Below are 15,644 nucleotides of genomic sequence, written 5' to 3'. Positions count from 1 at the left end.
AACTTGCACGTACGGTTTGGGACAGGGGAAAAGACGGAGGCGCACATGCCAAAGTTTTACCTATTGTCATCAAATGGTGTAGCGGTCGCAACTTTTACGATCGCAATCAACCGCCCACGAACCAATCAAGCTGGTGAACGAGAAGCTGACTTCATTAATATTGTAGCATGGCAGAAGCTTGCAGATCTATGTGCATCTTACCTACGAAAGGGTAGGCAAGCTGCTATTGAAGGAAGGCTTCAGACAAGATCTTATGATAACAAAGAGGGAAAGCGAGTTTTCGTTACTGAGGTGGTTGCTGAGAATGTTCAGTTCTTAGGTGGTAGAAGAGAACAGGACAACCCTACTTCGAATAACGGCGGAAATCCTGGTTCAGGATCTTCTGATAGCGGGTTCGATCCATTCGAAAATGGGAAACCAATTAACATTTCAGACGTCGACTTGCCATTTTGAGCAATGAACCAATGGGGCGAATGTGGTGAGAGAGTCAGTTTTTACTTAGACAACCACATTTAAAGCAGCATAAGCTACTTCATTTCAGCCCTGACAGGGGGCTCTTTTTGCACATCCCCCTGTCGATAGGGATGTGGGAAGGGTGCTGTAACCATGAAAAATCAGAAACAAATGAGTGCGAATGAAATGCTCCAAGATTTTGTTCAAGAGGCAATACAGATCTACGATGTTGAAAGTATTACAAATGACTTTTTAACTATTACCGACCTACCTCGATTTTTCAACAGGGATTATATCCAGTCAAATTTTTCTCTGTTTATTACGATTGATAGTGAAGAGGAGTCATACGAGAGCATGGATTCAAAGTTTGTTCTCTTTCATGAAGAAAAGCCAGTATGGTCGTGTGATTTTCGAGATCTGATTCTGGACAATGGAAAAATGTATGGTGGTTGGAAAGAATCAGGCTTACTTGCACTATTCCAGGCAATCAAGACTTTTGAGTAAGCAATAAATAAGACGAATATGTTCGTTTCCCCCTGAGCCTTCAGGGGGATTAATTATTGTTGAGGCGGGATGATGATGGATTTTGTAAAAGATCGCACTCTACAGGCTAATCAAAAGGTAAAAGTGTACCTGAACTTGAACATGATGGGCCGTTTTTCGATTCAAGACTACAAGTCCGGATTAGTGGTAGGATACGCAGATTCTGTTTTGCTAAAGGATGTTGAAATGAAAATTAGCTTAAGTGGACAAAAAAGAGCTCGTGATGAAAAAAGGCGAAATGTACATGCCGTGGCGGTTGGGAATTTCATTTCTGCCGATATCGATCGTCCGGAAGATCTAAAGAACCGTGGGTACTATAACCCGTTTATGGTAGACACCTTTGTAGATGAAGAGACCCAGCAACCAATTTTCATGGCCGGTATGGTTTATTGCGGGGAGAGACGTATTTTTTATAGAAGAGCTGGTGCCCTTATTGAAAATGAGCAGTTGGTCATTGGGCTTTAACTTTCCAACGATCGGGATCATAAGTTTTATTAAAACAATCATCCATAAATATTGATTTAATTGTGGCCTCAGCTAGGAAAAAAGCGGGGGCCTTTTATATTTGTGGCGTTAACAAAGTTGATTTAGTTTCGAACTCGAACCTGATCGAGTATCGGCAGCTGAACGCATTTATACAGCTGCTCAAAGAGCAAAATGGAAGCCGGGCCAACCTAAGGATGAGCATGCCCGAGCCAGCACTTGGTCGCATGTCACCTCTTTGACGAGCTCTTTCATATCCCCGACATCACGCGAAAGAACAGATCCTTGGCAGGCCACGTGGAGCAATAATGTCTTCTTGGTTTAAATTCCAAATTACTCTATAATTGGGACATCCATTTCATCAGATACTTGGAGGATGTACGACTATGCGGAAATTTTTAGTAACGATCCTAGCTATGATTCTGGCGTGTCTTAGCCTTGCTGGTGTATCCGCACAAGGAGCAGGCGAACCTAACCAGCAGCTGTACCCACTGAGAAAACCTACCGGGGATCAATGGGCTTTGAGTGATCGTAAGGGCAAGATTCATGCGAGATTTACCTTGCCAAAAAACGGTACGATACAGGAATTCAAAGATGGCCTCGGCCGTGTAAGGAGCATAAGAAAATGGGGGGTGATCGACCATACTGGCAAGCTCATTGTTCCCTATAAATACACCTATATTTCCAGTTTCTCCGAAGGGCTTGCAAGCTTTAAGATAGGGGAAAGCAGCGGGGTGATCAACCGGGCAGGGAAAGAAGTCATCCCTCCAAAGTTTGAACGTATAGATGGTTTCCGTTTTGGACGATCAGCTGCTTCTGTGAATAAAAAATGGGGACTCATCGGCACGAAGGGGAATTGGATCGTGCAGCCTACCTTCGATTACGTAGGCTACATTCCCGAACGCCAGCAGTATTCCAATGATCCGATCCTCATCAAGCATGGTCCTTACTACGGATATATGGATGCGAAAGGAACCATATTGGTCCCCCCTAAGTATGTCTTGGCGAGAGAATTTTCTGATGGATTGGCCGCCGTCCAAGAAAAGGACAAGCAGATTGGATTTATCAACAGCAAAGGCGAGTACATCATCGCACCGATCTATTATTTTACCGTTCCCTTCAAGAATGGAATAGCCTATGCATCGAGCTGGAAAGCGGACGGAAAATCGCTTGGAGGAGGATTGATCAATAAAAAAGGCGAATGGATCATCCCGCCAGGCGAATTTACTCCTTTTGGAGGATCATCGGATGTAGAGGAAGGCATTTTCAGCTACTACACTTATAAAGAAGACGCATCAGCTTACGCGGGTGCTGTTACTCTGACAGGAGAGGTCATTCTCGAACCGAAATACTCAGCTATAGGCAGATTTTATAACGGTATTGCCATGGTTCGCCTGCACGACGGCAGGGAGGGCTTTATCAATCGCAAGGGAGAGTATCTTGTAAACCCGCGTTATTTTGGTACCTATCAAAGTCCGTATGGCTCTCTTGTGGATCGTAACGGTCTGTATGCCATCAATTGGGGTCTCGATGGCTATTTGGATTATACCGGGAAGCTGGTCATCCCGCCCTATCGATAAAATATAGATGAAGGAGCCTTTCGCGTCACTAGAGTCGGTGTGTAGCTGCTGATGAGCACAGTTTTCGTCCTGATGGTCATGAAGCCGTTATAAACTCCTCCATTGGTTAACGAACGTTCTAGAAATCTCTATATTGATATAGTGATAAAATCCTCATCATAATAATATGATGAGGATTTTTTTAATTCTACCTCTATTATTTCATCCATAATCCGTTAACTTTGTAGTAGTTGATCCAATGCCATAAGAAATTATGAGCTGCCGCAATTCCCAACTTGTAATCCGTTACTCTGTCTCTAATTTTCGCGCTGTAAAGCTTAACGCAAATATCGTTCATTAAAACGTAGGATACTCGGCTGAATCATGATTTAATACGATATCGGTGAGACCTAACTCTTTGAGTGCGTGAGCAATATGGTGATCTATGACCATGAATTTATCTAAGTGGGCCGCGGCAAGCAGCTGAGAGATGAAAAAGATATTTCCGCCTTTAATCTTCATTGCCGGGGTAAGTAAAGGCTGAATTTCACTAAGCGTATTACTTTTGATGTTTTTTATATAGTACAAATTTTTTGGTTTTTTGAAAATCATCATCGATAGCTTTATTGATTAATGGGCGATTTGCAGGAAAGGTATCTAAGTTTGTTTTAAGGCTGTCTTTTAATTGATCTGGTGTTAGTGTATCTAAGCAATCAAATACAGTAACGGACAGTTCTTTGGTTTGGTCGTCATGCTCTTTTGTATTATCTAAGAATGGTTTGTCTTGTGCCAAAGCATTCAAGAACAGTTCGACCAAGTGGTTCACTGTTGCCGAAAAAGGAGGGTGGTCTGTTTTCAAATACTGACCGGTGGGTATAGGGGGCTTTCCAATCAAGTGAACGTGTTTCCCTTGAGATGGACCAGTTTGATACCACTCATAATTGTTTCCATCGGTCACCCCAAAATAAGGGGCGCGAATTTGTAGCGCATACGACTCAGCCTGACCTACGGCAGTGTGGAGATCCTGAGAGGATGTCTTAACCTCGATCAATACCCAAGGACGTTTCTCGATATGATCCGAGATGTAACAAACGATATCTCCCCATTTGACAGTAGAACCCATTTGGATTGGTACTCGCCCATATGGTGAGATGAGTTCCTTTGGCCATCCAAATCTTTGGATTAAATAAGGGATTACCAAGTTTTCTGCAATTTGAATTTCGTTCACGTTCATCACTCCTTGTGGTTCTATTATACGTGAACATGCACAAATTTTCTGATTGGAACCCAACTACCTGAGCGTTTATAGGATGAATGAATTAGGACGACGTGCTACTATTAGACTAAAAGATTTGGCAAGGTGTGGTATGAATATGACAGTAAATTACAGACAGTTTGCTCTGGAAGTATTGAATAGAACTAAGTATCACAGTGATGAAGAAGAGATCCAAAAATTAGAGCAACAGATGCAGCTTATTTCAGAACACGGCATGGATGATTTGAATCAAGTATTGCTGAGTAACGCAAGAGGTAGTAGTCGTAAGGTGCTGGATTTCATAGCTGAACATAACTTTGCTGCCGATCTAATCCGTTTTGATCCCGAAAGTACTTTACTGTACGAACCATCGTGCTATTCATCTCGTCCTACTGATTTTGTGAGATGTCATGCCAGCTCATTAGGTTTTATGCAAATGAAGCGGCTAAACGAAAGTGAATCAGATAATCGACGAAAGAAAATGCTGGATCGACTTGTGACTAATTTTCAGAGCATACCAGTTGGTAAATTCATTGTGTTGAATTTATCTGAGGATTTCAAAGAAGTGGAAGTCCAGCCACTAACAAACTTCATTGCATCGTCTGTTCAAAGCGCTGTTGATCGTGAGACATTGTACTATCCTACCGAGGAAGACCCTATTGCAACGTTTTCCTTTTACCCTCCAAACAGGCTTCAATTAAAGCATCTAACCCTTGCAGCTGCATCGGACTCTGAGTTTGTAGATATTACTGGGGTAGCGGAGACACAAGTAAAGGCGAGCCTGGAAAAAGCTGCGGGTGCCTTTGAATGGGACAATTCCCATCAAAGGATAAATTTGATAGTTATGGAAGCGGAAAACTACGAGGATATTGATATATCTCAGGCAGTATTTGGAACTGAGATATATGTAATTCAAGGATCTACAGTTCAACCTGGCAGAGATGCTGATGGTTTTTTTCATGATCCTAGTTACTGCAATAGATTGTGTGGAGTGATCGCTCTAAGAAGAGTGGATGGTGGACTCATTACGAGTTATAGGAAGACCCTGTTTATCAATGAACGATTCTTACCAATGGTAGATCAAGTCAGGCAAATGGTCGATATCGAAGAAGTGATTACCACTAACGATTGGCCGTAGTAAGTGTTGTTAGCTTACATCGTTGGATTCGATATTAAAATACGCGCTTACTCCCTTCTTCGTAAAGTTGGAAAAAATATGAGTTGTATTTATTTAAAATGCTCTTAAGGGTGATGCAAATGATCAAAAACCTAACGATCTTTGATAAATATACTGAGACGGAAAATAATGCTACAAAAGCTCTGATTGACTTATTACGTCACTCTGAGGTCCTGCTTACCGAGCTATTCATCAATCAATTCTTAGGAATTAACCAATTGAATCAAGGTGCTGTGCTTTCGCGATCGTATGATATTCAAGTCGGCAGACAACTCACGCACAAATCCGGAATAGGCTGCGTTATTGCTATCAGTGACGAATCTAAGAATAAAGAAAATAAGCGAGTTAAAAACCAGAGAGAGAAGGAAACGATTCCTGATGCATTAATCCAACTCAATAATGTGACTCTCTTGGTTGAAGCTAAAATAGGTGGGGGCAAAGTCGATACGCAGCAACTCAAGGATCACCAGAAGAAATTTGCACAAGATGAAGTGATCCTGGCTCCAATCTTTGTATCGTGGCAAAAGATTCATGCCTTTTTTGAGGACATAGTATCCTCCAACCAACCTTGGAACGAACTTACTCAATTTTTACTACAGCAATTCCTTGCCTACTGTGAACACATGGGATTCACATATGTGAAAAAAGAAAGCTACATACTAACTCATTTTATTAACCGGCCCAGAGTTTTGGAGGTCCTCGTGGAAGCGGATCAATACCTGAAAAGCTTCAGTGATGTTCATCGTAATGAACCAATTACCGATTGTTTCGGTTACACAATTATTAAGGATAGAAGCGAAGATCATCTATCTACAACTCGCAAGTTTTTTACATCAACTCTATTTAATAAAGGCACCTACGTCCTGCATTTACTTGCGGAGGAAAAGGCCACAGAATTGCAATCGCAAGTTGATTCCGTGTTTAAAGGAAATCAAAAGAAGAATAAGAACGCGCCTAGGGAGGTCCACATTCATATGGATCTAGTACAAGAGTTCGCACAGATTAAGCCATACATTGATATCGCCTATCAAGATAGAAGGCAATCTATCGGCATGTAATCGTTCACGCTATAGGAAAAAGTTGCTTGATTACCTTCCAGCTCATTACTTTTCCTGCTATAATAAACCACATATTCACACTTTTTGTTTTACCTTTTTAGAGCAGAAGCTCCTGCTCAGTAATTCCGATTATTCGGGACATGTAGACACAAGCCTGTAGGCTAGAATGGACTTTCCGTCTTTTCTATGCCTACAGGCTTTTTTTGTTGAAAAGGAGGCGTGGAGACGATATTAAGCGTGTAATAGCTGTTCAATCAACAACCTGACAATTGAATTTAGGTTGAAACATTATGCTGGGGAATCATTACTCCTCAGCTTTTCTATTTCAAGGAGGAATGTTTTATGCCGTACTTCAGCTTCGAGTATAAGGTATCTCAGCGAACGATCGATCGTGCATATGAAGACAATCCAATTGGAACGAATGCTGATGGTACGATTGATTACTACCAATCAGTAATGGGCCAATGGGACTCATTCGCAGGTCGTAATATAGGTACGCTAGACCAGGCTGTACTCGTATTTCAAACTGATTTCCCAACCATATATCGAGAAGAAGAGACGCGTCTCGTTAACCAGGATACTGGTGAAGTCTACGAATTGGTGGGAAAAGCGATGAAATCTGAAAAAAACATCGCTGCTCGTATCATAAGCGAGAATAGTACCGCCAAGCATGTTCAGGAAATTTGCGAAAGAGTGAGTCTATGGCCCGATCGAATAGCGGGCACTCATTACGGATGTATTGTAGTGCGTTTCACAAAACATAACGTGCAGCCTGGAAGTGGTTTGCACTTCAAAAAGGATGAGATCTTAACTGTTAACCCTAGAAACTGGGATAACCGGACAGAAGAAACATTCATGTATGCGGGTAAACCAATCGAACTGTCGGCTGTGGAATTTGTTGCTGATCAGCGTATCCCCGCTCATTTGAAAGTCAGCAAATAGCGTAACTCAGGAGGGACGTCTTATGAACATTCTTTTAAGAGAAGCAGTCGATTTGCTTAACAAAACTCGGTTAGGTTATCGAACCGATGACCGTTTATACCCCGTATTCTCATGCATTAAAAGAAAAGCTTATCTTACGGTTAATGGCGATTCCGATGCAAGCTTTTGTGTCCCAACCTTTAAAGATTGGCGCGATAATACGTTTTGCGTTTACCGGCCAGAAGATCTAACACAATGCAACTACAACGACATTGACGAAGCTACACGTGATTGGTAGCTTTCAACAGATGGAACAGCAATTCTTCAATACAGTAGCGCGGGCAGGGGGCATATTTATCATATCCCCCTGTCGAAACGGGCTGTGGAGAGGGGCTTCACGTTGTATTCCATTCGGAAGTTCTGAATGATAGCGTGTATGAGGAGCAGTACATGTCGATTTCAATGTGAATTCACGGAACTAATAAGACCAATACCATGACATTTCATCAAACTGGGGAAGCATCCGCTCCCCAGTTTTTATTTGGATTACCATATTTTGTAGGAGTGAAGTAATGTGGTTGAGTTGAGATGCCAGTTTTGCGAGTCCGAACATGAGCCAGAAGAAGCAGAGATAGATCCATTACAACAAGGCTTCTGGTGTCAGTTCTGTGATGGTTATACGTATTTTGAAAATGATAGAGAGGACAGGCATCGATTTACACTCATCTTAGAGGATAAGAAAGAAAGCAACCCTATACCATCCTCCTCGATCCATGTTTCCTTTAATAAGAGAATCTCACCGCTTCGTTACGCCGGAGGCAAAAGCAAAGTCATTCCTTACGTTTTTTCCAAACTCCAATCCAATTCAACTAGAACTTTGGTATCACCGTTTTCAGGTGGAGCAAGTGTTGAACTAGCGTTATTGGATTCCGGGGTAATCGAGCACCTGATTCTGAATGATCTTGACTTTGGTGTATACGCATTATTCTGGACAGTCTTACACGCTCCAGACGAGCTGTACTATCGTTTGCAGCATGCTAATCCGTCTCACAAGGATTACTTTCAGGCACAAGGTATCGTCAAATCAGATTATCTCTCGTGCAACATGATAGACGCAGCCTGGTCCATGCTACTGGTGAATCGATTAGCATATTCCGGAATTTACAGTGCGAATCCTTTGGGTGGCCGAAATGGGAATAAAGCAGATCTTCTCTCGCGCTGGAACCCCATCGACTTGCAGAAACGGATGAAACGTATCCACCAGATGGGTGATAAAATAACCCTTCACAATATGGATGCTTGCACACTAATCGAGGAGGAATATTGGAGACCTCATACGACCATTTTTCTGGATCCACCGTATGTCAAAAAAGGTAAGCAGCTGTATCGCTGTTATTACCATAAGGATGATCATATCCAATTGAATCTTCTTTTGGACAGCTTATATCACGGAATGCCAGGTGCAGATATTATCCTGATGTATGATAATGACCCATTAATTGAAGAGATCTATATGTATCCGACTGTTGAAAAAGTTGGAAGAGTATATTCTATATAGGGGGAGGCGCCGTTGTTGCTTAATATCAAAAGTGTTATAATGGTGCCAATCGGAAATGAAGCAGTTTGATGTTGAATTTTATTATGATGCCTCAGAAAGAAGTCCTGTTGCCGATTGGATCGATGATTTAGGTGCCAATGATCACAAGAAAAACGAGAGAATCCTACTCCAGAGAATCCGGCACATGTTCAACTTAGTTCAAACTTTCGGATCTGCTTTATCATTGCCAGATGGAAGAAAATTGACTGGTGTTGCAGAACCGCCAATTTGGGAGATTAGAATTAAGACTCAAAATTACTACCGTATATTTTGGACTCTTTGGCAAGGAAATGCTCTGATGCTGCATTGGATTCAAAAAGATACAGATAAAACACCACCTCGTGACATCGCGAAAGCACAAAGTAATTATTGGGACTGGGTGCGTCGTTTTGGCATATGAGTAAAAAATGTTAGAGGGTGTGTTTCGATGAGAAAGAAGATCTCATGGAATGATAAGAAAGCAGAAATGGACTCGCGATTTACTCAAGAGGAACTTGAGCTAATGGAGTACAAGGAGCACATCGCGAAAATCATCGTGGCCAACCGTTTGGAGCGGAATTGGTCGCAAGCTGAATTAGCACAAAAAGCTGGTTTGCATCAATCTCAAATCGCACGCATTGAAAACGGCGAACAACTTCCAAATTCACAGACGCTTGGTAAAATCGCGAAAGCTTTTCAACTGTCAGTTGGGTTTGTTCCCATTGACGAAGAAGCTGCGACATCAGCGCAATATGCTTAATTATTAAAGGCACACGTCACTTCATTGTGAGTGTGCCTTTTCGTTACTCCAGACAAAGAGCGGTTTCCTCTTATCGTATGACAAGAAAAAGTAACCATGGTAAAATGTGTTCATAGTTATTGTTTTTGCAGTACCTTTTTGAAGGCAAAGCAACCTTGCCAGTCTACCGAACGAATTCGGTTAACATGATTCGACCAGATGGTCGCATGAGGGGTTTATTCCGTCATGCCTCCAGCTGGTCGTTTTTTTGTGGCCGGAGAAATGTTAAAGGAGGAGAAGGAAATAACCGGTTAATCATGAAACCATTAATGTACAAAGATGTGGAGGTCACAGCATGGAAAAGAATCCTGTAGAAGATAAGGACCTGGAAAGTCGTGAATCGGATCTCTATCACAGCTTGCTCATCAGTATTGCAGAGCGATTTGACCCCGCTCTCGATACGGTTAGAACCGCTTTTTACGAACAGCATCTTCGCTCATTTGTTCTGGAGCTGTTGGTTGCCCCTTTCAAGAACGTTGCTGTTCTAGTGAAGTCAGCAAAAGCGAAAGGGATACTCACGGTAGCTACGGTAATTGGCGGAGGGTATATTCTTACGACGATCGACACCATCAAAGACTTTGTGTTAACTCATAAGATTGGTGTTGGGCTCACGGTATTCTTTCTCTGGTATGGAGTTAGTGCATTTCTGCATTTCCTCAACATGGCCAAACTCGATCGAAAAGACGTGTTTCATATCGTCGCGTTTCGAGCACTACGGAAAGCCGAATACAATCTCTTTGAACCGTTTGTTAAGCAGAAAACCCAAATTGATATGCAGGCCGTTGTTCAGTGGTTCTATAAGGAGCTAAGAAACAATCACTTAAGCGACGAACTACATAATGTCCGAAAAGAAAGGGACAGCTATTTAGAGAGCTTGGTGCAGCTCAATGAAGAATTAACCAGCACTCTTATGAAAGCCAAAGAAGAAGACAATAAGTTTCTTCAAAGGACAGACTATTTATACGGGATTATTGAGGGCATTAGTCGTAATATTGCTCGAATATCCAATAACCTCTTTAACATCAAATCTCTTAACTTTATCGCTCCCTTTACCCTATATCGTCTAGAAGAGAATGTACTAACCTATGTAGATGAAGATGGAACTTCTGGAAACTCACCTCTTTCAATCGACATAACAGATGAGGCAAACCAGAGCTACTCTGCGGTCATGGCAGTAAAATCACCAAGTTGTTTTGCTCAAGTTGATGCTGGGCCTTTACAAAGTCGTAAGATTGCTTCTTTCTTTATTAAATTGCCAACGGGCAATAATTATGTGGTGAACTTCCATATGGATTCTGCCAATCTTTTCTTCCAAGAAGACGTAGGCCGTAGTATAATAAACTTGTGGTCCATCTATGAAGTAGTCGAAGCACACTGCCTGCTGATGGACAAGCTGTTAACGGATTCGTCTTTGAACCGGAAGGGAGAGATCAGGCATGAATACGGCCCTGAAGCCAAATAGTATAAAGTTGCCTCACTACAAGGAAACCCTTGCGAAAGAAGCACAACGTAATTTGGAATTCTTCCAAGAACGTGAAAAGCGTGCAGCTGAGATCATGGCAAGAGCAGGATTATCTGTAAAATCGAGCAAATAAACTGTATAGAATATACAAAAGAGACCTAGGATCCTATTGATCTTGGTCTCTTTTTTTTGTTCTTTTCATTATTTCTTCCGCGCGACGCAGAACATCATCATAGAATTGTTGGTTTCTCTTACTCTCAGCTCTAAGGAGCTCAGAATAATGAGTGAGCTGGGGTTTTGAAGGAAATTGAATGACTTTCTTCTTATTCTTCATAGAATCGAACCTCCTCCTGCTACCAGTATTACCAAGGAAGTAGTGAAAGAGACATGTTACTAGCAAAACTTTGAGAAATAGGATTACTCAAATTCATCGGATGCATCAGAGTAAGTGAATTACTGCCTTTTGAGCGAATGAACCATATTTTCACTTTTTTACATAAGTGGTATACTATAAGTGTTCAAGCATTTTGATTCCTTTTTTGATGAACTTTGTCTTTTATTCCGGGAGTTCTCGGATCACTATGAATCGACCAGTTGGGTCGCAGATGGTTTCTTTCATCATGCAACCTAACCTGGTCGATTTTTTTTGTCTGCGAATGTTCCTAAAAGAACGAATGTATTTAAAAAGGGATCCGGATTCTGTAGAAAATCACGAATGGAAAGAAAGGATGGATGCTCGATGTGGACATTCGAAGCGAAGCAGCTATGCAGTGGTTGTGGTGCAGAATTCTCCCTTATGTATTACCGTGATAACGGGAGCTATTCCTATGTCACAGATCCATGTGAATGTAAGGTTTCATTTACACCTTCCCAAGGTGTACCGAGCCTCTCCCAGTGGATGGAGCATATGGAACGCAGCTCCCTTCTCCCCGAGACCATTGCTGAATTCGTCTTGCGAAAGGATCACATTAGTTTGGTACCCGGGATGATTTCAATCACGTATCAAGATCGTTATGGCAATGCTTATCAAGCATTCTCTGAACGTACAGAGTACCTGGATCCAGATGAAGACTGCATTATGATTCGTTTCTCCAGTCCAGGCTGTGAGGACGACGTTGAAGCTGTAGAACAAATTGAGGAGGCTCTTTTAGCCCTCACTGCTTATTGCGCTACTCATCACGCAGCGTAATGAAGGAATATTCCTTTTCATGCCCAACGACGGGGCAGCAAGTATCCACTCCCCGTCGTGAGAGGGAGTGGTAAGGAGAGAATATCATGAAACTGATGAACGTTAATGAATATGAAGAACTTCCAACAGAAGCCGCAAAGCACAATGCGAGAGAATGGTACAGGTATAACATTCAACCTAATAGGTATGATTGGAGCATTATCACAGAGATGTTCCAAGATGAATTGGTTGATGCTGGTTACCTGGAAACGAAAGTCAGTTGGAGCCTAAGTTATTGCCAAGGGGATGGAGTGGCCTTTTACGGCAAAATGTCCTTCAGGCAATTAGATTCACTCATTGCCCGCTTATCGAATGGTAACAAAGAAATGAGGCATCTTTGGTTCAAGAAAATTAAGAAGTGGAGTGACTATTGCTCCATTGATATTCGGATTGAAAGAAATGCATTTGGGCACCGCTATTCCCACTTCAATACCATGGATGTTTCTGCTGATACAGCGGTGTATGGGCTCAACAAGGCGCAAGAGAACAATCTCATTCGTTTTGCTACTTGGCTTGAGGCTGTTGTGCAAAATGATGTGCGAAGTATATCCAGACAACTGGAACAGCTAGGTTACAAGGAAATCGAATATATCAAATCTGATCCCTTCATCGCAGAAGAGCTTATGGCCGGAGGATATTACTTTAACGCAGATGGCCGGACTTCAATCGCTGTTTAACCGGCAGTCTTTAATGGTTGCACGGTATTAAGTAGAATGCGAGTTGCGGTGTTGATCATGAAAGAGTACCTCTCGATTTGAGTGGTACTCTTTTTACATTTTTATTGGGAGCGTGCACATCGTGGAGTATTATTGGGTGTTTATTAAAAATGGAATGTACCTAGTTATGTCAGACGAAGAATTAGGGGATGGTGAGACTTTAATTCGCTTTCCCTTAGAAGAAGATGGATTTGAGCTCGTTTGGGATAGTGCCTTCACTAAAGTTGAGGCAGAACGATACGCTAGGGAGTTTTACTGTGCACGGAAGTTTGAAGCCATTCCGGTCCCCATCACTTTAAAAGAAGCATGTGCTTTCATCAACGAACATCATCGTCACCACGTAGCTCCACAGGGCCACAAGTTTTCATTGGCCATTGGGGATGGTCATGATGTTATTGGAGTTGCGATCGCAGGCAGGCCAGTATCGCGGTATCAAGACGATGGGACGACCTTGGAAATAACCAGATGCTGCGTGAAAACTCAATACCGGAATCGGCACGTATGCAGTCAGTTATATGCAGCTGTCCGAAGGATCGCCAAGGAAATGGGGTACCATCGAGTCATCACTTATACGTTAGAGAGTGAGTCCGGGGGCTCTTTAAAAGCTTGTGGCTTTCACTTGAAAGGGATAAGTGATGGTGGTAGTTGGAACAGCCGATCTCGAAAGCGAGTCGATAAACATCCGGTAGGGGAAAAGAAAGTATGGGAAATGCAAATTAGTTTGTAATCCCGAGACGATAGTGGAGCCACTTTTATCGAACGTCGGAATGTATAATTGTGGTAAATTGGATAGTATAGAAGGTTCATATTAGGAATAAAGACCATTACTGAGCAAATAGATAAAATGAGTTATAGAAGGAATGGTGACCATGTTTTTCTGTAGAACTGAAAAGAAACGTGAAGAGCTCATAAAACTTTACGACATCAGTCCTGTTTCTCACGTTAAACTGTTGAATGGCCAAGTTAAGAGAAGTTGCACGGGAGACCAGCTGACTGGCAGTTACTATTGCTTTTCATACAAGGAAAAGGGAACCGATAAATACAGTACTTTTTTATGCGGAGTTCACGCGGCTGAGCACTTTTTGGATTTACTCAAACTCCCTATGATACCAATGTTTAATCCATTGTCATCCGCATCTTCCACGAGTGGCCAAACCTCTGTGGGGACGTTTTCAGGTTCGAAGAGTTCTCAATCTAGAAAATGGCACCCAGCTGCCGAGCAGTTATATACAGCAATCAATCTATTGATTGTTTGTTGGGATACCGTTCCAGGAAATGCGTTGAAAGACATCAAAGAAAAGGTAGAAAAGTACCATTATAAAGAACCTTTCCCATCTCATGTAAAAGGAATCAATAAAGTCATTTCGTATGATTCAAAAGGAAGAACTCTTCAGCAGATGATCGATGAATTAAGAGGTCAGGGGAACAGCGTTCGAAATTTCCGCTTTAATCTTCTGAATGATATTCTTGCGAATGAAAAAATTGAATCACTCTATGAGTAATGCATGCTGAATTAGGAAGGCACTAGCAGCCTTCGCTAGGGAGGATACATGAAACAGTTATCTAAATTAGAGGTTAATAGCGTAGTTTCCTATATAGGGGTAAGCGATGGTTACCTGGGGAATTTTTCATATGCATCTCATGCTGATTTCTATCCATCCTATTGCGGGCTGGATATTGATCCGTACGCCTATTCAGGTACCACTAGGGAACGGTTTATCGCCATTCTGTCCAGTCAAGATGGAAGAGACCAAGTGAAAATATTACACGGTGTTATTGAAAAGTACCTGCGGTGTACGCCATACGTGGTGGTGCGGGCCATGCATGGCAGTTCTTTAGCGGACAAGCCACCACACCGATGTGTGAGCTGGGCTGGAAGTCGATGGGGGTTCTGGAGCTCACCGCGTTGCCTAGCATCGATGAAGAGCTTTGGGTTCCTATGATCAAGGAGACTGACGTTCTACTAGTAAATGGCGGTGACCCCTTGTATCTGTGTTACTGGATGCGGCAGTCCGGACTGGCAGACCTCTTGCCGTCGCTGAACTTAGTCTATGTGGGACTGAGTGCCGGGAGCATGGTGATGGCACCTAACATCGGGAATTTCTTCGTTGGGTGGACTCCACCCAACGGTGGCGATGAAACGCTAAGACTGGTTGATTTTGCAATATTTCCGCATCTGGATCACGAGATGCTGCCGAGAAACACCATGGCTGATGCAGAGAGATGGGCCGCCGGGATGCAAGGTCCAGCGTATGCGATTGATGATCAGACCGCCATCAAAGTGATCGACGGAGCGGTCGAAGTTGTCTCCGAAGGGCATTGGAAACTGTTTTCGCCCTGATATTACTCCGCTGTTTACATATAATTGGTGGAACCTTAGTGGTAATTATTACGGTCGGTTTAGAGGTGCGTTA

Annotated in this window: 21 protein-coding genes; 19 read left to right on the top strand and 2 right to left on the bottom strand. The window is 42.5% G+C overall.

Annotated features, from left to right (window positions below; translation table 11 throughout):
• The first annotated feature begins 45 nt into the window (after positions 1-45).
• From AB1L17_RS27660 to AB1L17_RS27645, 4 genes are all read left to right on the top strand, one after another.
• Entirely contained in the window at positions 46-453 is a 408-nt protein-coding gene (locus AB1L17_RS27660) for a single-stranded DNA-binding protein (protein WP_412848137.1), read from the top strand.
• 153 nt (positions 454-606) lie between these two features.
• The gene (locus tag AB1L17_RS27655) at positions 607-957 is read left to right on the top strand and encodes a hypothetical protein (protein ID WP_412848134.1); all 351 of its coding nucleotides are present in this window, start codon (positions 607-609) and stop codon (positions 955-957) included.
• A gap of 75 nt (positions 958-1,032) precedes the next feature.
• Complete coding sequence (locus AB1L17_RS27650; RefSeq protein ID WP_412848133.1) at positions 1,033-1,461, top strand: L5-gp82 domain-containing phage-derived protein; 429 nt, start codon at positions 1,033-1,035, stop codon at positions 1,459-1,461.
• A 404-nt stretch (positions 1,462-1,865) separates the two neighbouring features.
• Positions 1,866-3,059 (top strand): WG repeat-containing protein, encoded by a 1,194-nt coding sequence (locus AB1L17_RS27645; protein ID WP_412848132.1) that lies wholly within the window; start codon positions 1,866-1,868, stop codon positions 3,057-3,059.
• A 538-nt stretch (positions 3,060-3,597) separates the two neighbouring features.
• On the opposite strand, the gene AB1L17_RS27640 is transcribed toward AB1L17_RS27645, so the two are convergent.
• The gene (locus tag AB1L17_RS27640; RefSeq protein ID WP_412848131.1) at positions 3,598-4,266 is read right to left on the bottom strand and encodes a type I restriction enzyme HsdR N-terminal domain-containing protein; all 669 of its coding nucleotides are present in this window, start codon (positions 4,264-4,266) and stop codon (positions 3,598-3,600) included.
• Positions 4,267-4,411: 145 nt separating this feature from the next.
• Here AB1L17_RS27640 and AB1L17_RS27635 point away from each other — a divergent pair, with 145 nt between their 5' ends.
• The 9 genes from AB1L17_RS27635 to AB1L17_RS27595 all read left to right on the top strand — a co-directional run bounded on the left by AB1L17_RS27635 (position 4,412) and on the right by AB1L17_RS27595 (position 11,419).
• The gene (locus AB1L17_RS27635) at positions 4,412-5,431 is read left to right on the top strand and encodes a hypothetical protein (protein WP_412848130.1); all 1,020 of its coding nucleotides are present in this window, start codon (positions 4,412-4,414) and stop codon (positions 5,429-5,431) included.
• Positions 5,432-5,550: 119 nt separating this feature from the next.
• Positions 5,551-6,528 (top strand): hypothetical protein, encoded by a 978-nt coding sequence (locus AB1L17_RS27630; protein WP_412848129.1) that lies wholly within the window; start codon positions 5,551-5,553, stop codon positions 6,526-6,528.
• Between the two features lie 342 nt (positions 6,529-6,870).
• Complete coding sequence (locus tag AB1L17_RS27625) at positions 6,871-7,470, top strand: hypothetical protein (protein ID WP_412848128.1); 600 nt, start codon at positions 6,871-6,873, stop codon at positions 7,468-7,470.
• Between the two features lie 22 nt (positions 7,471-7,492).
• Positions 7,493-7,747: a hypothetical protein gene (locus AB1L17_RS27620; RefSeq protein WP_412848127.1), complete on the top strand. Its 255-nt coding sequence runs from the start codon at positions 7,493-7,495 to the stop codon at positions 7,745-7,747.
• A 276-nt stretch (positions 7,748-8,023) separates the two neighbouring features.
• Positions 8,024-9,007: a DNA adenine methylase gene (locus AB1L17_RS27615; RefSeq protein ID WP_412848126.1), complete on the top strand. Its 984-nt coding sequence runs from the start codon at positions 8,024-8,026 to the stop codon at positions 9,005-9,007.
• 55 nt (positions 9,008-9,062) lie between these two features.
• Positions 9,063-9,446 carry a type II toxin-antitoxin system RelE/ParE family toxin gene (locus AB1L17_RS27610; protein ID WP_411504780.1) on the top strand — a complete coding sequence of 128 codons (384 nt, stop codon included), beginning with the start codon at positions 9,063-9,065 and terminating at the stop codon, positions 9,444-9,446.
• A 27-nt stretch (positions 9,447-9,473) separates the two neighbouring features.
• Positions 9,474-9,785 carry a helix-turn-helix domain-containing protein gene (locus tag AB1L17_RS27605; protein WP_411504781.1) on the top strand — a complete coding sequence of 104 codons (312 nt, stop codon included), beginning with the start codon at positions 9,474-9,476 and terminating at the stop codon, positions 9,783-9,785.
• Between the two features lie 334 nt (positions 9,786-10,119).
• A complete protein-coding gene (locus tag AB1L17_RS27600; protein WP_411504782.1) occupies positions 10,120-11,286 on the top strand; it encodes a hypothetical protein in 1,167 nt (388 codons plus the stop codon).
• Complete coding sequence (locus AB1L17_RS27595) at positions 11,261-11,419, top strand: hypothetical protein (RefSeq protein ID WP_170184471.1); 159 nt, start codon at positions 11,261-11,263, stop codon at positions 11,417-11,419. Before AB1L17_RS27600 ends, AB1L17_RS27595 begins: the two co-directional genes overlap by 26 nt.
• 33 nt (positions 11,420-11,452) lie before the next feature.
• Here the strand turns inward: AB1L17_RS27595 and AB1L17_RS27590 are convergent, their stop codons facing one another.
• Positions 11,453-11,620: a hypothetical protein gene (locus tag AB1L17_RS27590; RefSeq protein ID WP_411504783.1), complete on the bottom strand. Its 168-nt coding sequence runs from the start codon at positions 11,618-11,620 to the stop codon at positions 11,453-11,455.
• Positions 11,621-12,025: 405 nt separating this feature from the next.
• Between AB1L17_RS27590 and AB1L17_RS27585 the strand changes: the two genes are divergently transcribed.
• The 6 genes from AB1L17_RS27585 (at position 12,026) to AB1L17_RS27560 (ending at position 15,571) form a co-directional block, all read left to right on the top strand.
• A complete protein-coding gene (locus AB1L17_RS27585; RefSeq protein WP_412848125.1) occupies positions 12,026-12,475 on the top strand; it encodes a hypothetical protein in 450 nt (149 codons plus the stop codon).
• Between the two features lie 86 nt (positions 12,476-12,561).
• On the top strand, positions 12,562-13,191 hold the full coding sequence (locus AB1L17_RS27580) for a DUF8835 domain-containing pootine (RefSeq protein ID WP_411504785.1): 630 nt from the start codon (positions 12,562-12,564) through the stop codon (positions 13,189-13,191).
• Positions 13,192-13,312: 121 nt separating this feature from the next.
• The gene (locus AB1L17_RS27575) at positions 13,313-13,957 is read left to right on the top strand and encodes an XF1762 family protein (RefSeq protein ID WP_411504786.1); all 645 of its coding nucleotides are present in this window, start codon (positions 13,313-13,315) and stop codon (positions 13,955-13,957) included.
• Between the two features lie 133 nt (positions 13,958-14,090).
• The gene (locus tag AB1L17_RS27570) at positions 14,091-14,732 is read left to right on the top strand and encodes a UCP028583 family protein (RefSeq protein WP_411504787.1); all 642 of its coding nucleotides are present in this window, start codon (positions 14,091-14,093) and stop codon (positions 14,730-14,732) included.
• A 106-nt stretch (positions 14,733-14,838) separates the two neighbouring features.
• On the top strand, positions 14,839-14,988 hold the full coding sequence (locus AB1L17_RS27565; RefSeq protein WP_412848124.1) for a hypothetical protein: 150 nt from the start codon (positions 14,839-14,841) through the stop codon (positions 14,986-14,988).
• A gap of 43 nt (positions 14,989-15,031) precedes the next feature.
• Positions 15,032-15,571 (top strand): Type 1 glutamine amidotransferase-like domain-containing protein, encoded by a 540-nt coding sequence (locus AB1L17_RS27560; protein ID WP_412848136.1) that lies wholly within the window; start codon positions 15,032-15,034, stop codon positions 15,569-15,571.
• Positions 15,572-15,644: the final 73 nt, after the last annotated feature.

Source organism: Brevibacillus jepli, assembly GCF_047229145.1.
Taxonomy (GTDB): Bacteria; Bacillota; Bacilli; order Brevibacillales; family Brevibacillaceae; genus Brevibacillus.
Note: the sequence above shows the minus strand (reverse complement) of the source record. Positions and strands in the feature narration are given on the sequence as shown.